This window comes from Microbacterium paludicola, assembly GCF_015235415.1.
Classification (GTDB): domain Bacteria; phylum Actinomycetota; class Actinomycetes; order Actinomycetales; family Microbacteriaceae; genus Microbacterium; species Microbacterium paludicola.
In genome coordinates, this window is record NZ_JADGLL010000003.1 from 1 (window position 1) to 18,902 (window position 18,902).

19 protein-coding genes are annotated in these 18,902 nt (G+C 71.4%); 16 read left to right on the forward strand and 3 right to left on the reverse strand.

All coding sequences use genetic code 11. From position 1 onward, the window contains the following. The first annotated feature begins 1 nt into the window (after position 1). Together IR155_RS02135 and IR155_RS16200 are read left to right on the forward strand one after the other, a co-directional pair. Complete coding sequence (locus IR155_RS02135; RefSeq protein ID WP_135112712.1) at positions 2-2,299, forward strand: HelD family protein; 2,298 nt, start codon at positions 2-4, stop codon at positions 2,297-2,299. Positions 2,300-2,394: 95 nt separating this feature from the next. Next, complete coding sequence (locus IR155_RS16200; RefSeq protein ID WP_135112714.1) at positions 2,395-3,489, forward strand: hypothetical protein; 1,095 nt, start codon at positions 2,395-2,397, stop codon at positions 3,487-3,489. Positions 3,490-3,551: 62 nt separating this feature from the next. On the opposite strand, the gene IR155_RS02145 is transcribed toward IR155_RS16200, so the two are convergent. After that, positions 3,552-5,216, reverse strand: coding sequence for a catalase (locus IR155_RS02145; protein WP_135112716.1), 1,665 nt, complete (start codon positions 5,214-5,216; stop codon positions 3,552-3,554). Between the two features lie 18 nt (positions 5,217-5,234). Between IR155_RS02145 and IR155_RS02150 the strand changes: the two genes are divergently transcribed. The 5 genes from IR155_RS02150 to IR155_RS02170 all read left to right on the forward strand — a co-directional run bounded on the left by IR155_RS02150 (position 5,235) and on the right by IR155_RS02170 (position 8,817). Continuing rightward, positions 5,235-6,065, forward strand: coding sequence for a flagellin N-terminal helical domain-containing protein (locus tag IR155_RS02150; protein ID WP_233441066.1), 831 nt, complete (start codon positions 5,235-5,237; stop codon positions 6,063-6,065). Then, a complete protein-coding gene (locus tag IR155_RS02155) occupies positions 6,062-6,433 on the forward strand; it encodes a flagellar assembly protein FliW (protein WP_135112720.1) in 372 nt (123 codons plus the stop codon). The genes IR155_RS02150 and IR155_RS02155 overlap by 4 nt, the downstream gene beginning before the upstream one ends. A 140-nt stretch (positions 6,434-6,573) precedes the next feature. After that, on the forward strand, positions 6,574-6,987 hold the full coding sequence (locus IR155_RS02160; protein WP_167760687.1) for an ATP-binding protein: 414 nt from the start codon (positions 6,574-6,576) through the stop codon (positions 6,985-6,987). Between the two features lie 245 nt (positions 6,988-7,232). Next, positions 7,233-7,538: a hypothetical protein gene (locus tag IR155_RS02165; RefSeq protein ID WP_135112724.1), complete on the forward strand. Its 306-nt coding sequence runs from the start codon at positions 7,233-7,235 to the stop codon at positions 7,536-7,538. A gap of 160 nt (positions 7,539-7,698) precedes the next feature. Next, a complete protein-coding gene (locus IR155_RS02170) occupies positions 7,699-8,817 on the forward strand; it encodes a fatty acid desaturase family protein (protein ID WP_233441077.1) in 1,119 nt (372 codons plus the stop codon). 61 nt (positions 8,818-8,878) lie between these two features. Here the strand turns inward: IR155_RS02170 and IR155_RS02175 are convergent, their stop codons facing one another. Beyond that, on the reverse strand, positions 8,879-9,097 hold the full coding sequence (locus tag IR155_RS02175) for a KTSC domain-containing protein (protein WP_135112728.1): 219 nt from the start codon (positions 9,095-9,097) through the stop codon (positions 8,879-8,881). Positions 9,098-9,264: 167 nt separating this feature from the next. On the opposite strand from IR155_RS02175, the gene IR155_RS02180 reads away from it, so the two are divergent. The 9 genes from IR155_RS02180 to mmsB all read left to right on the forward strand — a co-directional run bounded on the left by IR155_RS02180 (position 9,265) and on the right by mmsB (position 17,934). Continuing rightward, positions 9,265-9,600: a nuclear transport factor 2 family protein gene (locus tag IR155_RS02180; protein WP_135112730.1), complete on the forward strand. Its 336-nt coding sequence runs from the start codon at positions 9,265-9,267 to the stop codon at positions 9,598-9,600. A gap of 34 nt (positions 9,601-9,634) precedes the next feature. Beyond that, on the forward strand, positions 9,635-9,859 hold the full coding sequence (locus IR155_RS02185) for a hypothetical protein (RefSeq protein WP_135112732.1): 225 nt from the start codon (positions 9,635-9,637) through the stop codon (positions 9,857-9,859). Between the two features lie 88 nt (positions 9,860-9,947). Further along, a complete protein-coding gene (locus IR155_RS02190) occupies positions 9,948-10,529 on the forward strand; it encodes a YdeI/OmpD-associated family protein (protein WP_135112734.1) in 582 nt (193 codons plus the stop codon). Between the two features lie 112 nt (positions 10,530-10,641). Beyond that, positions 10,642-11,679 carry a LacI family DNA-binding transcriptional regulator gene (locus tag IR155_RS02195; protein ID WP_135112736.1) on the forward strand — a complete coding sequence of 346 codons (1,038 nt, stop codon included), beginning with the start codon at positions 10,642-10,644 and terminating at the stop codon, positions 11,677-11,679. Between the two features lie 129 nt (positions 11,680-11,808). After that, a complete protein-coding gene (locus tag IR155_RS02200; protein WP_135112738.1) occupies positions 11,809-13,425 on the forward strand; it encodes a xylulokinase in 1,617 nt (538 codons plus the stop codon). Between the two features lie 103 nt (positions 13,426-13,528). Then, the gene (locus IR155_RS02205; protein WP_228066555.1) at positions 13,529-14,200 is read left to right on the forward strand and encodes an L-ribulose-5-phosphate 4-epimerase; all 672 of its coding nucleotides are present in this window, start codon (positions 13,529-13,531) and stop codon (positions 14,198-14,200) included. Between the two features lie 23 nt (positions 14,201-14,223). Continuing rightward, positions 14,224-15,735: an L-arabinose isomerase gene (gene araA / locus IR155_RS02210; protein ID WP_135112741.1), complete on the forward strand. Its 1,512-nt coding sequence runs from the start codon at positions 14,224-14,226 to the stop codon at positions 15,733-15,735. 112 nt (positions 15,736-15,847) lie between these two features. Beyond that, positions 15,848-16,816 carry a LacI family DNA-binding transcriptional regulator gene (locus IR155_RS02215; protein WP_135112743.1) on the forward strand — a complete coding sequence of 323 codons (969 nt, stop codon included), beginning with the start codon at positions 15,848-15,850 and terminating at the stop codon, positions 16,814-16,816. Beyond that, positions 16,795-17,934, forward strand: a complete 1,140-nt coding sequence (gene mmsB / locus IR155_RS02220; RefSeq protein WP_233441067.1) for a multiple monosaccharide ABC transporter permease — start codon at positions 16,795-16,797, stop codon at positions 17,932-17,934. The genes IR155_RS02215 and mmsB overlap by 22 nt, the downstream gene beginning before the upstream one ends. A gap of 161 nt (positions 17,935-18,095) precedes the next feature. Here the strand turns inward: mmsB and IR155_RS02225 are convergent, their stop codons facing one another. Further along, on the reverse strand, positions 18,096-18,890 hold the full coding sequence (locus tag IR155_RS02225) for an SDR family NAD(P)-dependent oxidoreductase (protein WP_135112747.1): 795 nt from the start codon (positions 18,888-18,890) through the stop codon (positions 18,096-18,098). Between the last annotated feature and the right edge of the window lie 12 nt (positions 18,891-18,902).

Below are 18,902 nucleotides of genomic sequence, written 5' to 3' on the forward strand. Positions count from 1 at the left end.
GGTGCACGAAGACAGCACCCACCCGTTCCTCCTCGACGCCCACCCCGCCAAGGCCGATCCGGCCCTCATCCGTGACGACGTCGCGCAGTTCGCCCGCATCGGCGACAGCCTCGCGCGCCAGATCTCGGTCCTGGAGTCCCGCCTCGCCGAGCAGCGTCGCGCCCCGGCCGGCCACGGCCAGGCGGCGCTCGACCGCGACCTCGAGATCCATCGCCTCACCGCCAGGCTGCGGATGCTGCGTCGCTTCGGACTCGACCTGTGCCTCGGCCGCATCGTCGGCGCGCACGGCACCCTGTACATCGGCCGCCTCGCCCTGACGGACGATGCAGGCGAGCCGCTGCTGGTCGATTGGCGTGCTCCCGCGGCCGAGCCCTTCTTCGGTGCGACCCACGCGCAGCCGATGGGGCTGACGAGCCGGCGGCGCTACCGCTGGAACGACGGCCGGATAACCGACTACTGGGACGAGGCCTTCACGCCGGAGGCGCTCGCCGTGGGGCGCGCCCTCGACGACCAGTCGGCGTTCATCGCGAGCCTCGCCGCCAGCCGCTCGCCCCGCATGCGCGACGTGCTGGGCACGATCCAGGCGGACCAGGACGCGATCATCCGGGCCGGATCGCGCGGTGCGCTCGTTGTCGACGGCGGCCCCGGCACGGGCAAGACGGTCGTCGCCCTGCATCGCGCCGCGTACCTGCTGTACGCCGACCCGCGCCTGCAGGACGGCCGCGGCGGCGTGCTCTTCGTCGGCCCCTCGCACGCGTACACGGCGTACGTCGCCGACATCCTGCCCGGCCTCGGCGAGGAGGGGGTGAGGATCACGCCCCTGGCGGACCTCGTGCCGGAGGGATCGCAGGCGGTCGAGGAGACGGACCGTGACGTCGCGCGCCTGAAGGCGTCGGCGCTCGTGGTCGACGCCGTCGACGCGGCGGTGCGGCTGCGCGAGCGCCCGCCTGCTCGCGACGTGCTGGTGGACACGGCGTGGGGCGATCTCAGCAGGATCGGCGCGAGCGACTGGGAGGAGGCGTTCGGGGCGATCGAACCTGGCGCGACGCACAACGAAGCGCGCGCGCAGGCGTGGGACGCGCTCATGCGCATCCTGGTCGATCGCGTGGGCGCGGCGCCGCGGGAGGGGGCGGAGGCGGAAGACAGCGGACCCGACGACCGCTGGGCCGACGAGGGCTGGGGGGACGCGGGCACGACGGCATGGGACGAAGAGCGCCTCGCGGAGGACGCGCCCGCGGACGAAGAGGACTTCGACGCGTACGGGCTGGTGGGCGAGGACGGCGACGAGGCGGTGCGCGGCGCGCTCGCCGAGAGCGAGCGGCTGCGCGCGGCGTTCGACGCCGCGTGGCCCCTGCTCGATCCCGTCGCGCTCGTTCGGGCGCTCTGGACCGACCCGGCGCTTCTGCGCCGTTGCGCGCCGGGGCTCACCGCGGCCGACGTCGCCGCGCTGCAGCGCCCGGCGGATGCGCCGTGGACCCGCGCCGATCTTCCGCTGCTCGACGCGGCGCGGCTGCGCGTCGGCGATCCCGAGGCGGAGATCCGGCGGCGACGCGCCGAAGCAGAGGCCGCGGCGGAGCGGGCGCGGATGGACGACGTCGTCGCCGATTTCATCGCGACCGACGACTCGGACCTGCGCGTGATGTCGATGCTGCGCGGGCAGGATCTGCGCGGCACCCTCGCGGTGCCGGCCGTCACGGCGCCCGCCGGCGAACCGCTTGCCGGTCCGTTCGCGCATATCGTCGTCGACGAGGCGCAGGAGCTCACCGACGCCGAGTGGCGGATGCTGCTGCGCCGCAATCCCTCGCGCAGCTTCACGATCGTCGGCGACCGCGCGCAGGCCCGCCACGGATTCACGCGCTCGTGGAAGCAGCGTCTGGCGGATGCCGGGCTCCGCGACGTGAGCATCGCCGCGCTGACGGTCAACTACCGCACGCCCGAGGAGGTGATGGCCGAGGCCGAACCGGTCATCCGGCGCGCGATCCCGGATGCGAACGTGCCCACGTCCATCCGCCGCAGCGGCATCCCGGTGCGCCGCGGCACGATCGCCCAGCGCGACGCACTGCTCGCCGCATGGACTGCGGAGAACGACGAGGGCGTCGCGTGCGTGATCGGCGATCCGTCGTTCGTCGGATCGGACCGGATGCGCTCGCTCTCGCCGGCGGAGGCGAAGGGGCTCGAGTACGACCTCGTCGTGCTGGTGGATCCCGATGGCTGGGGCGAGGGGATCGAGGCGACCGTCGACCGCTACGTGGCGATGACGCGCACCACGCGGGAACTGGTCATCCTCTCGGGCGTATAGCGCGCTCCCCGCCGCTGCGCAATGCCCTGTGGGGGAGCGGTTCCGCGCGAGTTCACTTGTGACACCGCAGGGTGAAACCCGAAAGGAGCACCGCCATGAGCACTCCCATGGATCGAGACGGCGTCAACCGCAGCGAGCGACCGGGCGCGGCTGACCAGCAGGCATCCCAGCACGTGCACGACGAGTCGGTGACGACGGGGCGCTCCGCGCCCGACCTCGACGCGGGCCGGGGAAGCGACGAGCCGACCCGCGCCTACGACGCGCCGCGCGTCGACGACCGCACCACCACCGGCGCCCGTCAGGGTGACGGCGCCGCAGGGCAGGATCGCGAGGTCGTGCAGCGCGACTTCGTCGACCGCGAGTACGTCGCCACCGAGCGCGGCGGGCGGGGAGCCATCGTCGGCGACCACGATCAGGACCGGGATGGACGCGATGACCGGGATGAGCGGGATCGCGACCGCGACGCTGACCGCGGCGGCCTCTTCGGACGCGACCGGGACCGGGACGGCGATGCGGACGCCGCGGATCGGGATCGCGACGGCGAGCTCCGCCGCGATCGAGACCGCGACGCGGACCGCGACGCCACCGTCGCCGCGCCGGTCGTGGGGGCCGCGTCGCCGGAGGCGGCCCGTGCCGCGCGCCACGAGGTCGTCGCCCGCGAGAAGGAGGAGTTCGGCGGCATGAAGTTCGGCTCGGCCTTCTTCGGCTGGCTGTGCGCGATGGGAATGACCGTGCTGCTGACCGCTCTCGTCGCGGGCGCGGGTGCCGCACTGGGCCTCGGCGGACAGGTCGATCCCGAGCAGGCCGCGCAGGAGAATGCGGGCACCATCGGCATCGCGGGAGCGATCGCCGTCCTGGTGATCCTCCTCATCGCCTACTACTGCGGCGGATACGTCGCGGGCCGGATGGCGCGCTTCAGCGGCGCCAAGCAGGGGATTGCGGTGTGGCTGTGGGCGATCATCGTCGCCATCATCGTCGCGATCATCACCGCCATCGCCGGAGCGCAGTGGAACATCCTGGCGAACGTCAACACGTTCCCGCGACTTCCGTTCAGCGAGGGCGAGCTGACGACGGCGGGCATCGTCACCGCGGTGGGCGCGCTGCTCGTCAGCCTCCTCGGCGCGGTCCTCGGCGGGGTCGCCGGCATGCGCTACCACCGCAAGGTCGACCGGGCCGGCTTCGGACGCTGACCCGCAGGACAGAGGATCGGCCCCCTCCCTCGGTCGAGGGAGGGGGCCGATCAACGCGTCGGTCAGCGTTCGACGACCACGTGCTCGTTCGGCACCACGTGCGTCATCTTCAGCCCCGTCACGTCGCGCGGGCCGTTCGCGCCCAGGTTTCGCAGGCGCTCGAGCTCGGCCTCGCTGAGCGTCTGGCTCTGCAGCGGCGGCAGGTCCTTGACGTCGTCCACCCCGATGCCCAGGCCCTCGCCGACGCGCAGTCCCAGCTCGTCGTCGCAGAGCAGGAAGTGCCACACCATGCGCTCCTGCACGGGGCGTGCGGCCTGGCCGATGAGCTCGACGAAGTTGGCGACGAGGTCGTCCTTCTCCCACTGCTCCATGAGCTGGTAGCGCTGGCCCGCCTGCAGGTAGTCGTTCGTGCGCGGGATCCGCTTGCGCGTGAGCCGCCCCCTGATCTCCGGCCCCTGCTCGTCGTGGGTCGGGTACTGCGCCTCGCGCAGTCCGCCCGTGATGGACGGCTCGTAGTTCACGTGCGGGTTCTGCCCCTCGCCGAGGTCCACGCCGTACGACATCTGCCCGCCGCGCTGGTTGGTCGCCGCGCGGGCGTGCTTGGGCGCGTTCACCGGCAGCTGCAGGTAGTTCGGCCCCACGCGGTAGCGCTGCGTGTCGGAGTACGAGAACGTCCGGCCGACGAGCATCTTGTCGTCCGAGAAGTCGAGGCCGTCGACGAGCACGCCCGTGCCGAACGCGATCTGCTCGTTCTCGTTGTGGTGATCCGAGACGTTGCTCGTGAGAGTCATCGTGCCCACGAGCTTCGGCTCGAACTCGTTCTCGGGCCACACCTTGGTGTCATCGAGCGGATCCCAGTCGAGCTCGGGGTGCTCGTCGTCGCTCATCAGCTGCACGTACAGGTCCCACTGCGGGTACTCGCCGCGCTCGATGTGCTCGTACAGGTCCTTCGACGCGTGCCCGAGGTCGCCCGCCTGGATGTTCGCGGCGTCGGCCTCGGTGAGGCTCGCCACGCCCGCGCGCGGGATCCAGTGGTACTTCACAAGGTGCGTCTCGCCCTGCGCGTTGACCCACTTGTACGTGTTCACGCCGAAGCCCTGCATGCGGCGGTAGTTCGCGGGGATGCCCCGCGGGCTGAACAGGTTCACGAGCATGTGCATCGACTCGGGCGTCTGCGACATGAAGTCGAAGATGCGCGCGGGCTCCTGCCGGAACGTGACGGGGTCGGGCTTGAGCGAGTGGATCACGTCGGGGAACTTGATCGCGTCGCGGATGAAGAACACCGCGAGGTTGTTGCCGACCAGGTCCCAGTTGCCGTCCTCCGTGTAGAACTTCACCGCGAAGCCCCGCGGATCGCGTGCTGCCTCGGACGAGTCGCGCCCGCCGATCACGGTCGAGAAGCGGATCGCGAGGTCGGTCTTCTTCCCGGCCTCTGCGAACACCTTCGCGCGCGTGTACTTCTCGATGGGCTCGTCGCCCCACTTCCCGGTGGCCTCGAAGTGTCCGAACGCGACGGCCCCGCGGGCGTGCACCACGCGCTCGGGGATGCGCTCGCGATCGAAATGGCTGATCTTCTCGAGGAAGTGGTAGTTCTCCAGCGTGGCGGGACCGCGGGCCCCGACCGTGCGCTGGTTCTGGTTGTCGGAGACGGGATGGCCCTGCCGGTCGGTGAGGATCGGACGACCCTCTTCGCTCGGCTCGGGTCCCGTGGATGCGACATCGGTCATCGAACGTCCCTTCGTGACGTGGGTTCGCTGTCGCTGGCGACACTAGGAGCCCGATGTGCCGCCGTCGAGCGGGTTGGCGGAACCCCCTCGGCGGCCGCCACGACGCTGAGCCTGCATGCCGAGCAGTCGCGCAACAACCAGTACGCGCGCAACATCGACGACGGGCTCGCGTGGGTCACTGCCGCCGACTCCGCCATCTCGTCGAGTGTGACGCTGCTGCGCCGCGCGCGGGATCTCACCCTCCAGGGGGCGAACGACGGCGCGCTGGATGCCACCGCGAAGGAGGCGATCGCCGTCGAGCTCGAGGGCATCCGCGAGGAGCTGCTCGCCAACGCGAACACGTCGATCCTCGGGCGCTCGGTGTTCGCCGGCACCTCCGACGCGGGAGCGGCCTTCACCGCCGACGGCACGGGCGGCTACGCCTTCACGGGCGAGCCCGGATCCTCGGTGCAGCGGCGCCTGTCCGACGGGGTCACGGTGCGCGTGGATGCCGACGGCGCAGAGGTCTTCGGCACCGGCCCCGACTCGGTGTTCGCCCTCATCGACGACATCGTCGCCGACCTGCGCTCGGGCCAGAACGTCGCCGCGCATGTGGGCCGGATCGACGAGCGGTCGACAAGTATGCTCAGTGCCCAGGGCGCCGTCGGCGCCCGCCAGTCGCAGATCGAGCGAGCGAAGGGGATCGCCGTGGACACGTCCGTCTCCCTCGAGACCCGCCGTGCTGCGGTCGAGGACGTCGACTCGGTCGAGGTGCTCGTGCAGCTGCAGGCGCAGGAGCTTGTGTACCGCTCGGCGCTGCAGGTCACCGGGCGCGTGCTGCAGCCCACGCTGATGGACTTCCTCTCGTGAGCGCGGCCGTCGCGTTCCTGTCCCCGCCCCCGGGCCTCGCGCCCCACACCGACTTCGACCTCGCGCCGATCGAGGGTGCCGAGGGGCTGTTCGCGCTCAGCGCGCGCGGCGACGCCGAGCTGCGGCTGTTCCTCGTCGACCCGAGCACGGTCGTCGCCGGCTACGCGCCCGTGCTCACCGATCAGCAGGCCGCCGACCTCGCGCTCGAGCGGCCGGACGACGCGCTGCTGCTCGTCGTCGCGAACCCGGGGGCCGATGGCGTACACGTCAATCTGCTCGCGCCCGTCGTCATCAACACGGCCACGGGGACGGCGGCTCAGCTGATCCTCGACGGCCAGGATCACCCCGTCCGCGCGCCGCTCGGCTGACATCCCGCCGGCGCGCGGGAGGCGCTGGGATCGAGCCGGAGGCGCGGCTAGGGTGGCCATCGTGGGCACACTTGTCGAGGTCATGCGTTCCGCCGTCGACCGCACCCGCTTCCCGCACGACACGGGTGAGGATGGCGCGCATGGCTGGTGACTACTCGCTCGACGGTTTCGCCGTGCCGCCCGAGCTCCATCGCCTCCACACGCTCCTCGAGAGGGTGGGCGCCGAGCATCCCGAGCTCGATCCGATGGATCTCATGCTCTTCGAGACCGCGGTGATCGAGATCGCGAACAACGTCGTGGAACACGGCGTGCCGAGCGGTGAGGTGCGCTGGCTTTTCGAGGTGCGCGTCACCGACGAGGCGATCGTCGCCGATCTGCACGACTCTGGCCAGGAGTTCTCGCCCACGTTCGGCGAGCAGATGCCCGGTGAGGACGCGGAGCGCGGCCGCGGGCTGCCGCTCGCCGAGGCAGTGCTCGACGAGCTCGAGGTCAATCGCACGGACGAGGGCAACCACTGGCGCATGGTCCGCCGCCGGGGGCACTCCGCTCCCTGAGCGAGCGCGCAGGCCGCGCCCAGCCTCGTGGGCTAGGGTTGACCGACGCGGCAGCCAGCTTCGGCCATTCCCGCCCGACATCTCACGGGCGCCGCGTCACCCGGATCCACCGCTTCACTGCGGAACCGCCCGCCGTCTTCGGCGAAGGGCGTGATCCTCCCGCCGAGCGATATGCGCTCGCGCGCTCCCTGACCTTCTCCGCGATCCGCCAGTGACGGCGAGATCGCCCGTGATGAAACGACCTGATGTCTTCCCTACTGCCCCTTGCCCCGTCCGCCCCTGCCCGCGCCGTCGCCGCGCCGGCCCTGCTCTGGAAGCAGGCCGACGAGGACGTGTACGTCGCGACCGTCGACGACGAGTTCGCCGGCTACATCGCCGTGTCCGACAGCGGCTACGCCCTGCACAGCGCCCACGCCGAGCCGCTGGGCGTCTACCGCTCGCGCCGGGACGCCCAGGATGCGCTGCGCGTGCACCTCGCTCCCGCCGCGGCGTCGCGCCCACGCACCGCCGCGGGGCGACGCCGTCGCTCCCGCGCGCGGACGCATGCCTGAAGTGTGAACGCATGCTGGCGGCGGCCTGGACATCGATGATGCATCGGCCGAGTATTCCTGCGTCCGCATGGCACCACCTGTAGCGTGGGCCTCAGCGATCGGCGATCTGCCTTTGGCTCCGAGGTCTGTGACGGCCGAACCGATCGACAGGGGTTGACCCATCTCCACGACCACGCTCACGTCCGCACCCCCGGCTCGGCTCGGTCCGATCCGCCAGACGTACTCCGGTGCCGGTGATTTCCCGCCGCTCGCGAAGGCCTACACCCAGGTGTCGCAGGTGGTGAAGGAGACCGGGCTGCTGCGTCGCGCCGGCTGGTTCTACGCCCTCGTCGGTGCCGCTCTCGCCGTCTGCTTCGGCGGCGTCATCACCGGGTTCATCCTGCTCGGAGACAGCTGGTTCCAGCTGCTCATGGCGGCCGCGCTCGGCATCCTGTTCACGCAGGTCGCCTTCCTCGCTCACGAGGCGGCGCACCGTCAGATCCTGTCCAGCGGCCCGGCGAACCTGCGCCTCGCGCGCATCCTCGCGGCCGGTGTCGTCGGGATCAGCCTGTCCTGGTGGGACGCGAAGCACACGCGCCACCACGGCAACCCCAACCGCGTCGGCAAGGACCCCGACATCGAGTTCGACACGGTCTCGTTCCTCGAGGTCGATGCGGCCAAGACGCGCGGCCCGCTGCGCTGGATCACCCGCCGGCAGGGCTGGCTGTTCTTCCCGCTGCTCACGCTCGAGGGACTGAACCTGCACGTGCTGGGGCTCAAGCACCTGTTCGCCCGCGGACCGGTCAAGGGTCGCTGGCTGGAGCTCGGACTCATCGCGGTGCGCCTCGCGGCCGTGATCGTGCCGGTCTTCCTCCTCCTGCCGCTGGGCATGGCCTTCGCCTTCATCGGCGTGCAGCTCGCGGTCTTCGGCGTCTACATGGGAGCGTCCTTCGCGCCGAACCACAAGGGGATGCCGATCATCGCGCCCGACGCGAAGCTCGACTTCTTCTCGAAGCAGGTGCGCACCTCGCGCAACGTCTCCGGCGGCTGGTGGGCGACGTGGCTCATGGGCGGCCTGAACTACCAGGTGGAGCACCACCTCTTCCCGAACATGCCTCGCCCGCATCTGGCGAAGGCGCGCGAGATCGTGCGCGACTACTGCATCTCGCACGACGTGCCGTACACCGAGACCACGCTGCTGCGCTCGTACGGCATCGTGATCGAGTACCTCAACCGCGTCGGTCTCGCCGCGCGCGATCCGTTCGACTGCCCGGCCTCGGCGCAGTTCGGTCGCGCCTGACAGACGCCGCAGAGCGGCCCTCGTCATCCTCCGGATGGCGGGGGCCGATTTCTCGTGCGCGTCAGCCGAGCCCGACGTGCTCGACCGGATAGACGTCGCGCACCCGCTGGCTGAAGAACGCCCCGGGGCTGTCCGCGCCGATGAGGCCGCGGTGCACGGAGGGCGGAACGGCGTAGTAGCGGTACAGCTCGCCGGTGGTGAACAGCACGTCCATCGCGGAGAGGTCGGGGTCGTAACCCACTTCCGCGATCACGCTCGACTCGACCGTCACCCGCTTCATCCCGGCCCCCTCCCGCCGATCGGATCATGCCGGCTCGAGCGCAGCACGCATCCGCGTCAGGTCATGCTCGATCCACCGTAGGCGCCGGGAGCGGCTGCGGCGCAACCCCCTGGCCGGTCGGTGCGGAGCGCCCTACCGTCGGGACGACGACGCGCGAAGGAGGACGGATGAGGTCGACGACCGAGGTGCTGCACGATCATCTGATGAAGCGACTTCAGGGAGACGTCGAGGGGGATCTCTCGAACTACTCGCAGGATGTCGTGATGCTCACCGGGTCAGGGGAGTTCCGGGGGCACGAGGGCGTGATGCAGTGCGCCGGTGAGCTGGATCGGATCGTGGGCGACGCCGAGTTCGCGTACGACACGACGATGGTCTCGGGCGAGTACGGCTTCCTGCAGTGGTCGGCGAGCAGCGGTGACGCCGCCGTCTGCGACGGCGCCGACAGCTTCGTCGTCCGCGACGGCCTCATCGTCATGCAGACGGTGCACTACACGCCGCGGTGAGCGGTGCCGCCGGCTCAGCCGCGACGGCGAGGGGATGCCTCGCTTCGGATGGGACCACGCGACCGACTGGTACAAGCGCGTGATCCAGGACGTGTGGGGCTTCGACCTGGAGGTCATCGAGGCCGAGCTGACGCTCGCGGAGGGCAACCCCGCGATGGCGGACCTCGTCGAGCTCGCGCACAAGAACCTCGCCGACGCCCACGCCGCGGCCGAGGCGCACGGCAGGACGCTCGCCGAGAAGCTGTCCGTCGCCGCCTGATCCCTTCGTCGGTGCCGCTCGGCCGTCAGGCCGGGCGGCACCGGTCGGGCCGGATGGTGATGTCGGCGGCCCTGCCTACGATGTGGATGTGAGCACAGAGCCAGAGCAGCTTGTCGTCGAGGACGCCGCGGCCTGGCGCGCCTGGCTCGACCTGCACGAGGGCGACTCCGACGGCATCTGGCTCGTGCTCGCCAAGAAGGGGACGACATCGCCCACGTCGCTCACCTACGCCCAGGCGCTCGACGAGGCGCTCTGCAGCGGATGGATCGACGGGCGTCGCCAGAGCATCGACCAGGCCGCCTTCCGTCAGCACTTCACGCCGCGGCGGAAGACCTCCATCTGGTCCGAGCGGAACGTCGGCATCGTCGAGCGGCTGATCTCCGAAGGCCGGATGAGGCCGCGCGGGCAGGCCGAGATCGACAGGGCCAAGGCCGACGGGCGCTGGGATCGCGCGTACGGGCCGCAGGCGTTCGCGCAGGTGCCGGACGACCTCGCGGCTGCGTTGGCCGCGGCCCCGGCGGTCGCCGAGCGGTTCGCGGGGCTGAACGCCCAGAACCGGTATGCGGTGCTCCACCGGGTGCACACCGCGCCGAGCGCGACGAGTCGCGCGAACCGCATCGAGAAGCTCGTGGCCATGCTCGCGCGCGGCGAGACGCCGTACCCGCAGTGAGCCGCCCGGCGGTCGCGCCCGCCGCCGGTACGCTGGGTCCGCAGCGTCGCGTGCCCGCGCGATGACGTCCGGCGGCCGGTCTCCGGGCCCGCCCCGATCCGCGAGGAGCGCCATGCGAGGTACCCGCCCGCCATCGATGGCGGACGTCGCCGAGCGCGCGGGCGTCTCGCACCAGACGGTGTCGCGGGTGCTGAACGGGCACGCCTACGTCCGTCCCGACACGCGAGACCGGGTGCAGGCAGCGATCGACGAGCTCGGCTACCGGCGCAATCAGGCCGCGAGGGCCCTCGTGACCGCGCGCAGCGCCACCATCGGCGTGCTGACGGCCGGCACGACGCACTACGGGCCGACGAGCACGGTGCTGGCGGTCGAGGCCGCCGCGCGGGCCGAGGGCTACTACGTCTCGGTCGGATCGCTCTCCGGCGCGGGATCGGCGCGTCCCGTGTTCGAGCAGCTGATGAACCAGGGTGTCGACGGCGTCGTCGTCGTCGCGCCGCTCGACGAGGTGGCCCATCTCATGGACGACGTGGCCTCCGCGGTGCCGGTCGTCGTGGTGGCGGCCCGGCCCGACATCCCCGAGCAGTCGCCGATCCGGTACGTGGCGGTGGATCAGGTCGGCGGCGCGATGCTCGCGACCGAGCACCTGCTGGGCCTCGGCCACGAGCGCATCGTCCACGTCGCCGGTCCCGACGGGTGGTACGACGCGGCGCAGCGCGCCGAAGGGCACCGGCGGCTGCTCGCAGAGCAGGGCCTCGAGCCGCGGCTCGTCGCCGCCGGGGGATGGTCGGCGAGGCGCGGATACGACGCGGGCATGCGACTCGCCGCCGAGCTGCGCACGGCGGGCGGCCCCACCGCGGTCTTCGCCGCGAACGACTACCTCGCCATGGGACTGCTCCGGGCGTTCTGGGAGCGCGGCGTCCGCGTGCCCGAGGACGTCTCGCTGGTGGGCTTCGACGACATCGACGGCAGCGGGTTCCTGGTGCCGGCGCTCACGACGGTGCGCCAGCCGTTCGCCGCCGTGGGGGAGGCCGCGATCCATGCGCTGCTCGATCACTGGTCGGCCGATCCCTCGCAGGATGCGGGCGGCCTCGTCGCCCTGATCGCCCCCGAGCTCGTCGTCCGCGACAGCACCGCCGCACCGCGCGCCTGAACCTGCCGGCGTGGGCGCGACTTGCCCGCGGCAGATATGTGAGCGCTAACATATACTCGATCCGCGGCGGACCGGCCGCGAGGACGATCGAGGAGCGGGCGGCGCTGCCCGGCGGAACGGAGCACTGCGATGACGCATGCGGAGACGGACACGGCGATCGCCGACGATATCCGGGCGGGGCGTACGGCGCTCGGCATCGAGCTCGGCTCGACCCGCATCAAGGCGTGCCTGATCGCCCTCGACGGCACGACCGTCGCCGCCGGATCCCACGCCTGGGAGAACGAGCTCGTCGACGGCTTGTGGACGTACTCGCTCGAGGCGGTGCATGACGGCCTGCGTTCGGCGTTCGCCGAGCTCGTCGCCGACGCGGAGGAGCGCCACGGCGTGCGGCCCGCGACGGCCGGCTCGATCGGCGTGTCGGCGATGATGCACGGCTACCTCGCGTTCGACGACGCCGGCGAGCTGCTCGTGCCGTTCCGCACGTGGCGCAACGTCAACACCGAGCGGGCGGCAGGCGAGCTGTCCGAGGCGCTCGGCGTCAACATCCCGCTGCGGTGGTCGGTCGCGCACCTGCACCAGGCGGTCCTGGATCGCGAGCCCCACGTCGCCCGGATCGCGCACGTCACGACCCTGGCCGGCTACGTCCACGAGCAGCTCACCGGGCAGCGAGTGCTCGGGGTGGGAGACGCCTCCGGGATGTTCCCGATCGATCCCGCGACGGGCGGCTACGACGAGGCGCTGCTGCGGATCGCGGACGAGCGGATCGCGGCCGCGGGAGCCGAGCGCATCCGGCTGTCCGACGTGCTTCCCGCCGTGCTGCCGGCCGGAGCGGAGGCCGGTCGTCTGACCGCCGCGGGCGCCGCGCTGCTCGACCCGACCGGCACCCTGCAGCCGGGAGCGGAGTTCTGCCCGCCCGAGGGCGACGCCGGAACCGGCATGGTGGCGACGAACGCCGTCACTCCGCGCACCGGCAACGTCAGCGCCGGCACCAGCATCTTCGCGATGGTCGTGCTCGAGAAGGCGCTCTCGCGCGCCCACGCCGACATCGACATCGTGACAACACCCGCGGGCGATCCGGTCGCCATGGTCCACTGCAACAACGGCGCGAGCGAGCTCGGCTCGTGGGCCGACCTGTTCGGCGAGTTCGCGGCCGCGATCGGATCGTCCGCATCGAGCGACGATGTGTTCGCCGCCCTCCTCGCCGGCGCGCTCGAGGAGGGCGTCGACGACGGCCTGCTCGCGTACAACCACCTGTCGGGCGAGCCGATCGCCGAGCTGCCGGAGGGCCGGCCGCTGTTCGTCCGCACGCCGGGCTCGCGCCTCACCCTGGGCGGCTTCATGCGCGCGCAGCTGCGAGCGGTGTTCGCCACCCTCGCGCTGGGGATGCGCACGCTGGCCGAGGAGGACGTGGCGATCGACGCGATGTTCGCGCACGGCGGCCTCTTCCGCACCGCGGGCGTCGCGCAGCGACTGCTCGCCGCCGCCCTCGGCGCTCCGGTCGTCGTGGGAGACACCGCCGGCGAGGGCGGAGCCTGGGGCATGGCAGTGCTCGCCGCGTACCGCCGCGCGGTGGCCGAGGGAGACGAGCGCGACCTCGCCGCCTGGCTCGACGCCGAGGTCTTCGCCGGCGCCGAGACCACGACCGCGGAGCCGACTCCGGCCGAGATCGCCGACCACGCCCGCTACCTCGAGCGATGGAGCGCCGGGCTCGCTGCCGAGCGCGCCGCCATCGACGCCGTCCGCTGATCCGGACCGCCCGACCCGACCCTGCTCTGAAGGAGAACTGATGCGTCGCACTGAGCGACCGAAGGGAGTCGAAGTGACCGAGCCCGCCGCCATCCCCGCCGAGATGCGGGCCGCCGTCGAGCAGGCGCGCGAGCGCGTCGCCGCCCTGCACGCCGAGCTGCCGCGCTGGGAGCTCGTGGTCTGGACCGCGGGCAACGTGTCCGAGCGCGTGCCCGGCGTCGACGGGCATCCCGATCTGCTCGTCATCAAGCCCTCGGGCGTCTCGTACGACGACCTCGACGCCGCGGCGATCGTCGTGTGCGACCTCGACGGCAACCTGGTCGAGGGAACGCGCAACCCGTCGTCCGACACCGCCGCCCACGCGTACGTCTACCGCCACATGCCCGAGGTCGGGGGAGTGGTGCACACGCACTCGACCTACGCCACGGCGTGGGCGGCGCGCGGGGAGGAGATCCCCTGCGTGCTCACCATGATGGGCGACGAGTTCGGCGGTCCGATCCCCGTCGGCCCGTTCGCGATCATCGGGGACGACTCGATCGGCCGGGGCATCGTCGAGACGCTGAAGGACCACCGCAGCTCGGCGGTCCTGATGCAGAACCACGGGCCCTTCACGATCGGCCGCGACGCGAAGTCGGCCGTCAAGGCCGCCGTCCTGCTCGAGGAGGTCGCCCGCACGGTGCACATCTCGCGCCAGCTCGGCGACCCGCTGCCCATCCCGCAGCAGGCGATCGACTCCCTCTACGACCGCTACCAGAACGTCTACGGCCAGCGCTGACGCCGGCCCCGAAAGGAGCACGAATGAGCAAGCCCTACGCGGACCGCGAGATCTGGTTCTTCACCGGCAGCCAGGATCTCTACGGCGAGGACACACTGCGCCAGGTCGCCGAGCAGTCGCAGGAGGTCGCCCGCGCGCTGGACGCGTCGGCCGACGTGCCGGCGACGATCGTGTGGAAGCCTGTGCTGAAGGACTCCGCGTCGATCCGCCGCGCGATGCTCGACGCGAACGCCGACGGCCGCGTCCTCGGCGTGATCACGTGGATGCACACCTTCAGCCCCGCGAAGATGTGGATCGCCGGCCTTGACGCGCTGCGCAAGCCGCTGCTGCACCTTCACACGCAGGCGAACGTCGAGCTTCCGTGGGACAGCATCGACTTCGACTTCATGAACCTCAATCAGGCCGCGCACGGCGACCGCGAGTACGCCTACCTCGCCACGCGCCTGGGCGTCGCGCGCACCACGGTCGTCGGCCACGTCTCGAACCCCGCCGTCCAGCGCCGCGTGGGCACCTGGATCCGCGGGGCCGCGGGCTGGGCCGCCACGCACGAGCTGAAGCTCGTGCGCTTCGGCGACAACATGCGCAACGTCGCGGTCACGGAGGGCGACAAGACCGAAGCCGAGCTGCGCTTCGGCGTCTCGGTCAACACCTACGGCGTGAACGACCTGGTGGCAGCGGTCGCAGCGGTCGCCGAGGAGGACATCGACGCGCTCGTCGCCGAGTACGAGGACCTCTACGACGTCGTTCCCGAACTGCGACGCGGGGGAGAGCGCCACGAGTCGCTCCGCTACGCCGCGAGCCAGGAGATCGCGCTCGAGACGTTCCTCGGCGAGGTCGGCGCCAAGGCGTTCACGACCAACTTCGAGGACCTCGGCGACCTCCGTCAGCTGCCGGGTATCGCCGTGCAGCGCCTGATGTCCAAGGGCTACGGCTTCGGCGCCGAGGGCGACTGGAAGACCGCCGTGCTCGTGCGGGCGGCGAAGGTCATGGGCGAGGGGCTGCCCGGCGGCGCGTCGCTCATGGAGGACTACACCTACGACCTCACGCCCGGGGCCGAGCTGATCCTCGGCGCGCACATGCTCGAGATCTGCCCGTCGCTGACGACCTCGAAGCCGAAGGTCGAGATCCACCCGCTCGGCATCGGCGGCAAGGAGGACCCGGTGCGCATGGTGTTCGACGCCGACGCCACCGAGGGCGCCGTCGTCGTCTCGCTCGCCGACATGCGCGACCGCTTCCGTCTCACGGCCAACGTCGTCGACGTCGTCGCCCCGCCCGCGCCGCTGCCGCACCTGCCGGTCGCGCGCGCGGTGTGGCAGCCGCGCCCGTCGTTCGAGGTGTCGGCCGAGGCGTGGCTGACCGCGGGCGGCGCGCACCACACGGTGCTGTCCACCGCGGCGGGCGTCGAGGCGTTCGAGGTGTTCGCCGACATCGCGCGCTGCGAGCTGCTCGTGATCGACGAGTCCACCACGCGCCGCGGCTTCGCCGACCAGGTGCGCTGGAACGCGGCGTACCACCGCCTCGCCCAGGGGCTCTGAGCGGCGCCGGCGGCGCGGCCCCGATGAGGCGGGGCCGCGCCGCCGTGCTCGCGGCGTGTGAATAGAATGCGCTGGAGCGCCGCGCCCGCGGCGCGCACGAAGGCGAGGACGCATGTCGGTGACGATGCGCGATGTCGCGGATCGTGCCGGGGTCTCGGTGAAGACCGTCTCGAACGTCGTGAACGGGTTCGTGCACATCCGGCCCGAGACGCGCGGACGCGTGGAGACCGCGATCGCCGAGCTCGGCTATCGCGTGAACGTCGCCGGGCGCAACCTCCGCCGAGGCCGCACGGGGATGATCGGCCTCGCCATCCCGGAGTTGCGGAACCCGTACTTCGCGGAACTCGCCGACACCTTCATGCGGGCGGCCGAGGCGCGTGACCTCGTGCTCCTGATCGAGCACACCGGGCCTGCCGGCGAACACGAGCTCGACGCGCTGCGCAGCGCCCGGCGCCAGCTCACCGACGGGCTGCTGTTCTCGCCGATGACGATGGATCCGGCCGATCTCTCGCCCTTCGACGACCTCGACTACCCCCTGGTCATGCTCGGCGAGCGCGTGTTCGGCGCCCCGGTCGACCACGTGACGATGAACAACCGCGAGGCGGCGAGGGCGGCGACGCTGCACCTTGCCGAGCGGGGTTGCCGGCACATCGCGGTGCTTGGTGCGCACGAGGGCGAGCGGATGGGATCTGCCGCGCTGCGCTTCGAGGGCTACCTCGCCGGGCTCGCGGATGCCGGGCAGGTGCACGACCCGCGGCTCGTGGGCGAGGCGGGACGCTGGCGCAGGTCGACGGGCGCTGCCGCGATGGCCCGCGTGCTCGACTCGGGAGCGCCCGTCGACGGTGTGTTCGCGATGAACGACGCGCTCGCCCTCGGTGCGCTCCACGAGCTCCACGAGCGCGGCATCTCCGTTCCGCACGACGTCGCCGTCGTCGGCTTCGACGACATCGAGGAGGGGCGCTATTCGGCGCCGACCCTGAGCTCGATCGCCCCCGGCCGTGAGCAGATCGCCCGCGCAACCTCCGCACGTCCGGGATCTACATCGCGTTCGTCGCGATCGTGGTGCTGTTCACGGTGCTGACCGACGGACTGCTGCTGAACCCCGAGAACGTCACGAACCTCGTCCTGCAGAACGCGCACATCCTGATCATGGCGCTCGGCATGATCATGATCATCGTCGCCGGCCACATCGACCTGTCGGTGGGGTCCGTGCTCGCATTCGCCTCGGCGGTGTCGGCCGTGCTCGTGATCAGGCAGGGGATGCCCTGGTGGGTCGGCCTTCTCGCGGCGGTGCTCGTCGGCGTGCTCGTCGGCGCATGGCACGGCTTCTGGGTCGCGTACGTCGGCATCCCGGCGTTCATCGTGACGCTCGCGGGCATGCTCCTGTTCCGCGGCCTGACGCTCGTGGTGCTGCAGAACGTGTCGCTGTCGCCGTTCCCCGCCGACTACAAGACGATCGCCACCGACTTCTCGCGGGGCCTGTTCGGCGAGATCGTCGTCAGCCAGGGCGAGGGCCTCAAGGCCGTGCCGGTCACGGTCGACGTGTTCACGCTCCTGATCGGCGTGCTCGGGGTCGGCGGCTTCGTGGTCACGCAGGTGCGCAGCCGCCGTGCCCGCATCGGCTACAACCAGAAGGTCGAGTCGCAGGTCCTGTTCATCCTGAAGCTCGTCGCCGTCGCCGTGGTCGTCATGGCGTTCGCGTGGGCCCTCGCGTACAACCGAGGCTTCCCGTACATCCTGATCGTGCTCGGCGTGCTGGTGCTCGTGTACCAGCTGATCACGAACCGCACGGTGTTCGGTCGTCACGTGTACGCGGTGGGCGGCAACCTCGCCGCGGCGAAGCTCAGCGGTGTGAACGTCGCCCGCGTGAACTTCTGGCTGTTCGTGCACATGGGCCTGCTGACGGGTATCGCCGCGGCCTTGTTCTCGGCGCGTTCGAACGGCGCGCAGCCGAACATGGGCAACAGCTTCGAGCTCGACGTCATCGCCGCCTGCTTCATCGGCGGCGCCTCGACCACCGGTGGAATCGGCCGTGTGACGGGCGCGCTCGTCGGCGGCCTGGTCATGGCCGTCATGTCGAACGGCATGTCGCTCATGGGTGTTCCGCAGTCGCTGCAGCCGATCGTCAAGGGCCTCGTGCTGCTGATCGCCGTCGCGTTCGACATCTACAACAAGCGTCGCGCCGGCGCCACGCGCTGAGCCTGTCTCTCTGCGGCGGGTCGCCCCCTTGGGGGCGGCCCGCCGCTTCGTGTGTGCGGTGGGGCGCGCCGCGGCGCCGCGAAATGAGGAGATCCGCGCAGGAGAGGGGGAATCGCCGGATTCGGCCCTCGATTCGCCGGATCTCCTCGGTTGGAGCGGCGTCAGGGAAGGATCGAGTCCACGTAGCCGCCGTCGACCCGCACCGCGGCCCCGGTGGTCGCCGAGGCGAGGGGAGAGCTGAGGTACGCCACCATGTTGGCGATCTCCTCGGGCTCGATCAGCCGCTGCAGCAGCGACTGCGGGCGGTGAGTGCGCATGAACTCGCGCTGCGCCTCATCCCACGGGAGGCTCTGGTCGACGAGCTCGTAGACGAACTTCTCCACGCCGCCGGTGTGGGTCGGCCCCGCGATCACGGAGTTCACCGTGACGCCGGTGCCGGCGGCCTCCTTGGCGAAACCGCGCGAGACGGCGAGCAGGGCCGTCTTCGACATCCCATAGTGGATCATCTCGGCCGGGATCACGACCGCCGAATCGCTCGCGATGTTCAGGATGCGCCCCCAACCGCGGCCCGTCATCCCGGGGAGCGTCTCGCGGATGAGGCGCACGGCGGCGAGCACGTTGACCTCGAAGTACCGGCGCCATTCGTCGTCGCCGATCTCCAGGGCGGGCTCCGCCCCGAAGATGCCGAGGTTGTTGATCAGGATGTCCACGTCGCCCGCGGCGGCGAGCACCGTCTCGGCGTCGGCCGCGTCGGCGACGTCGCCCGGCACGGCGACGAGGTCGCGACCGTCCGCCTCATCCTGCAGCTCGCGGATCGTGTCGGCCACGCTCTCGGCGCGGCGTCCGTTGATCGCCACCCGAGCGCCGGCGTCGGCGAGCGTCGCCGCGATCGCCCGTCCGATGCCCTGCGTCGAGCCCGTGACCAGTGCCGTCTTCCCCGTCAGATCGATGTGCATACCGGGGGAGAA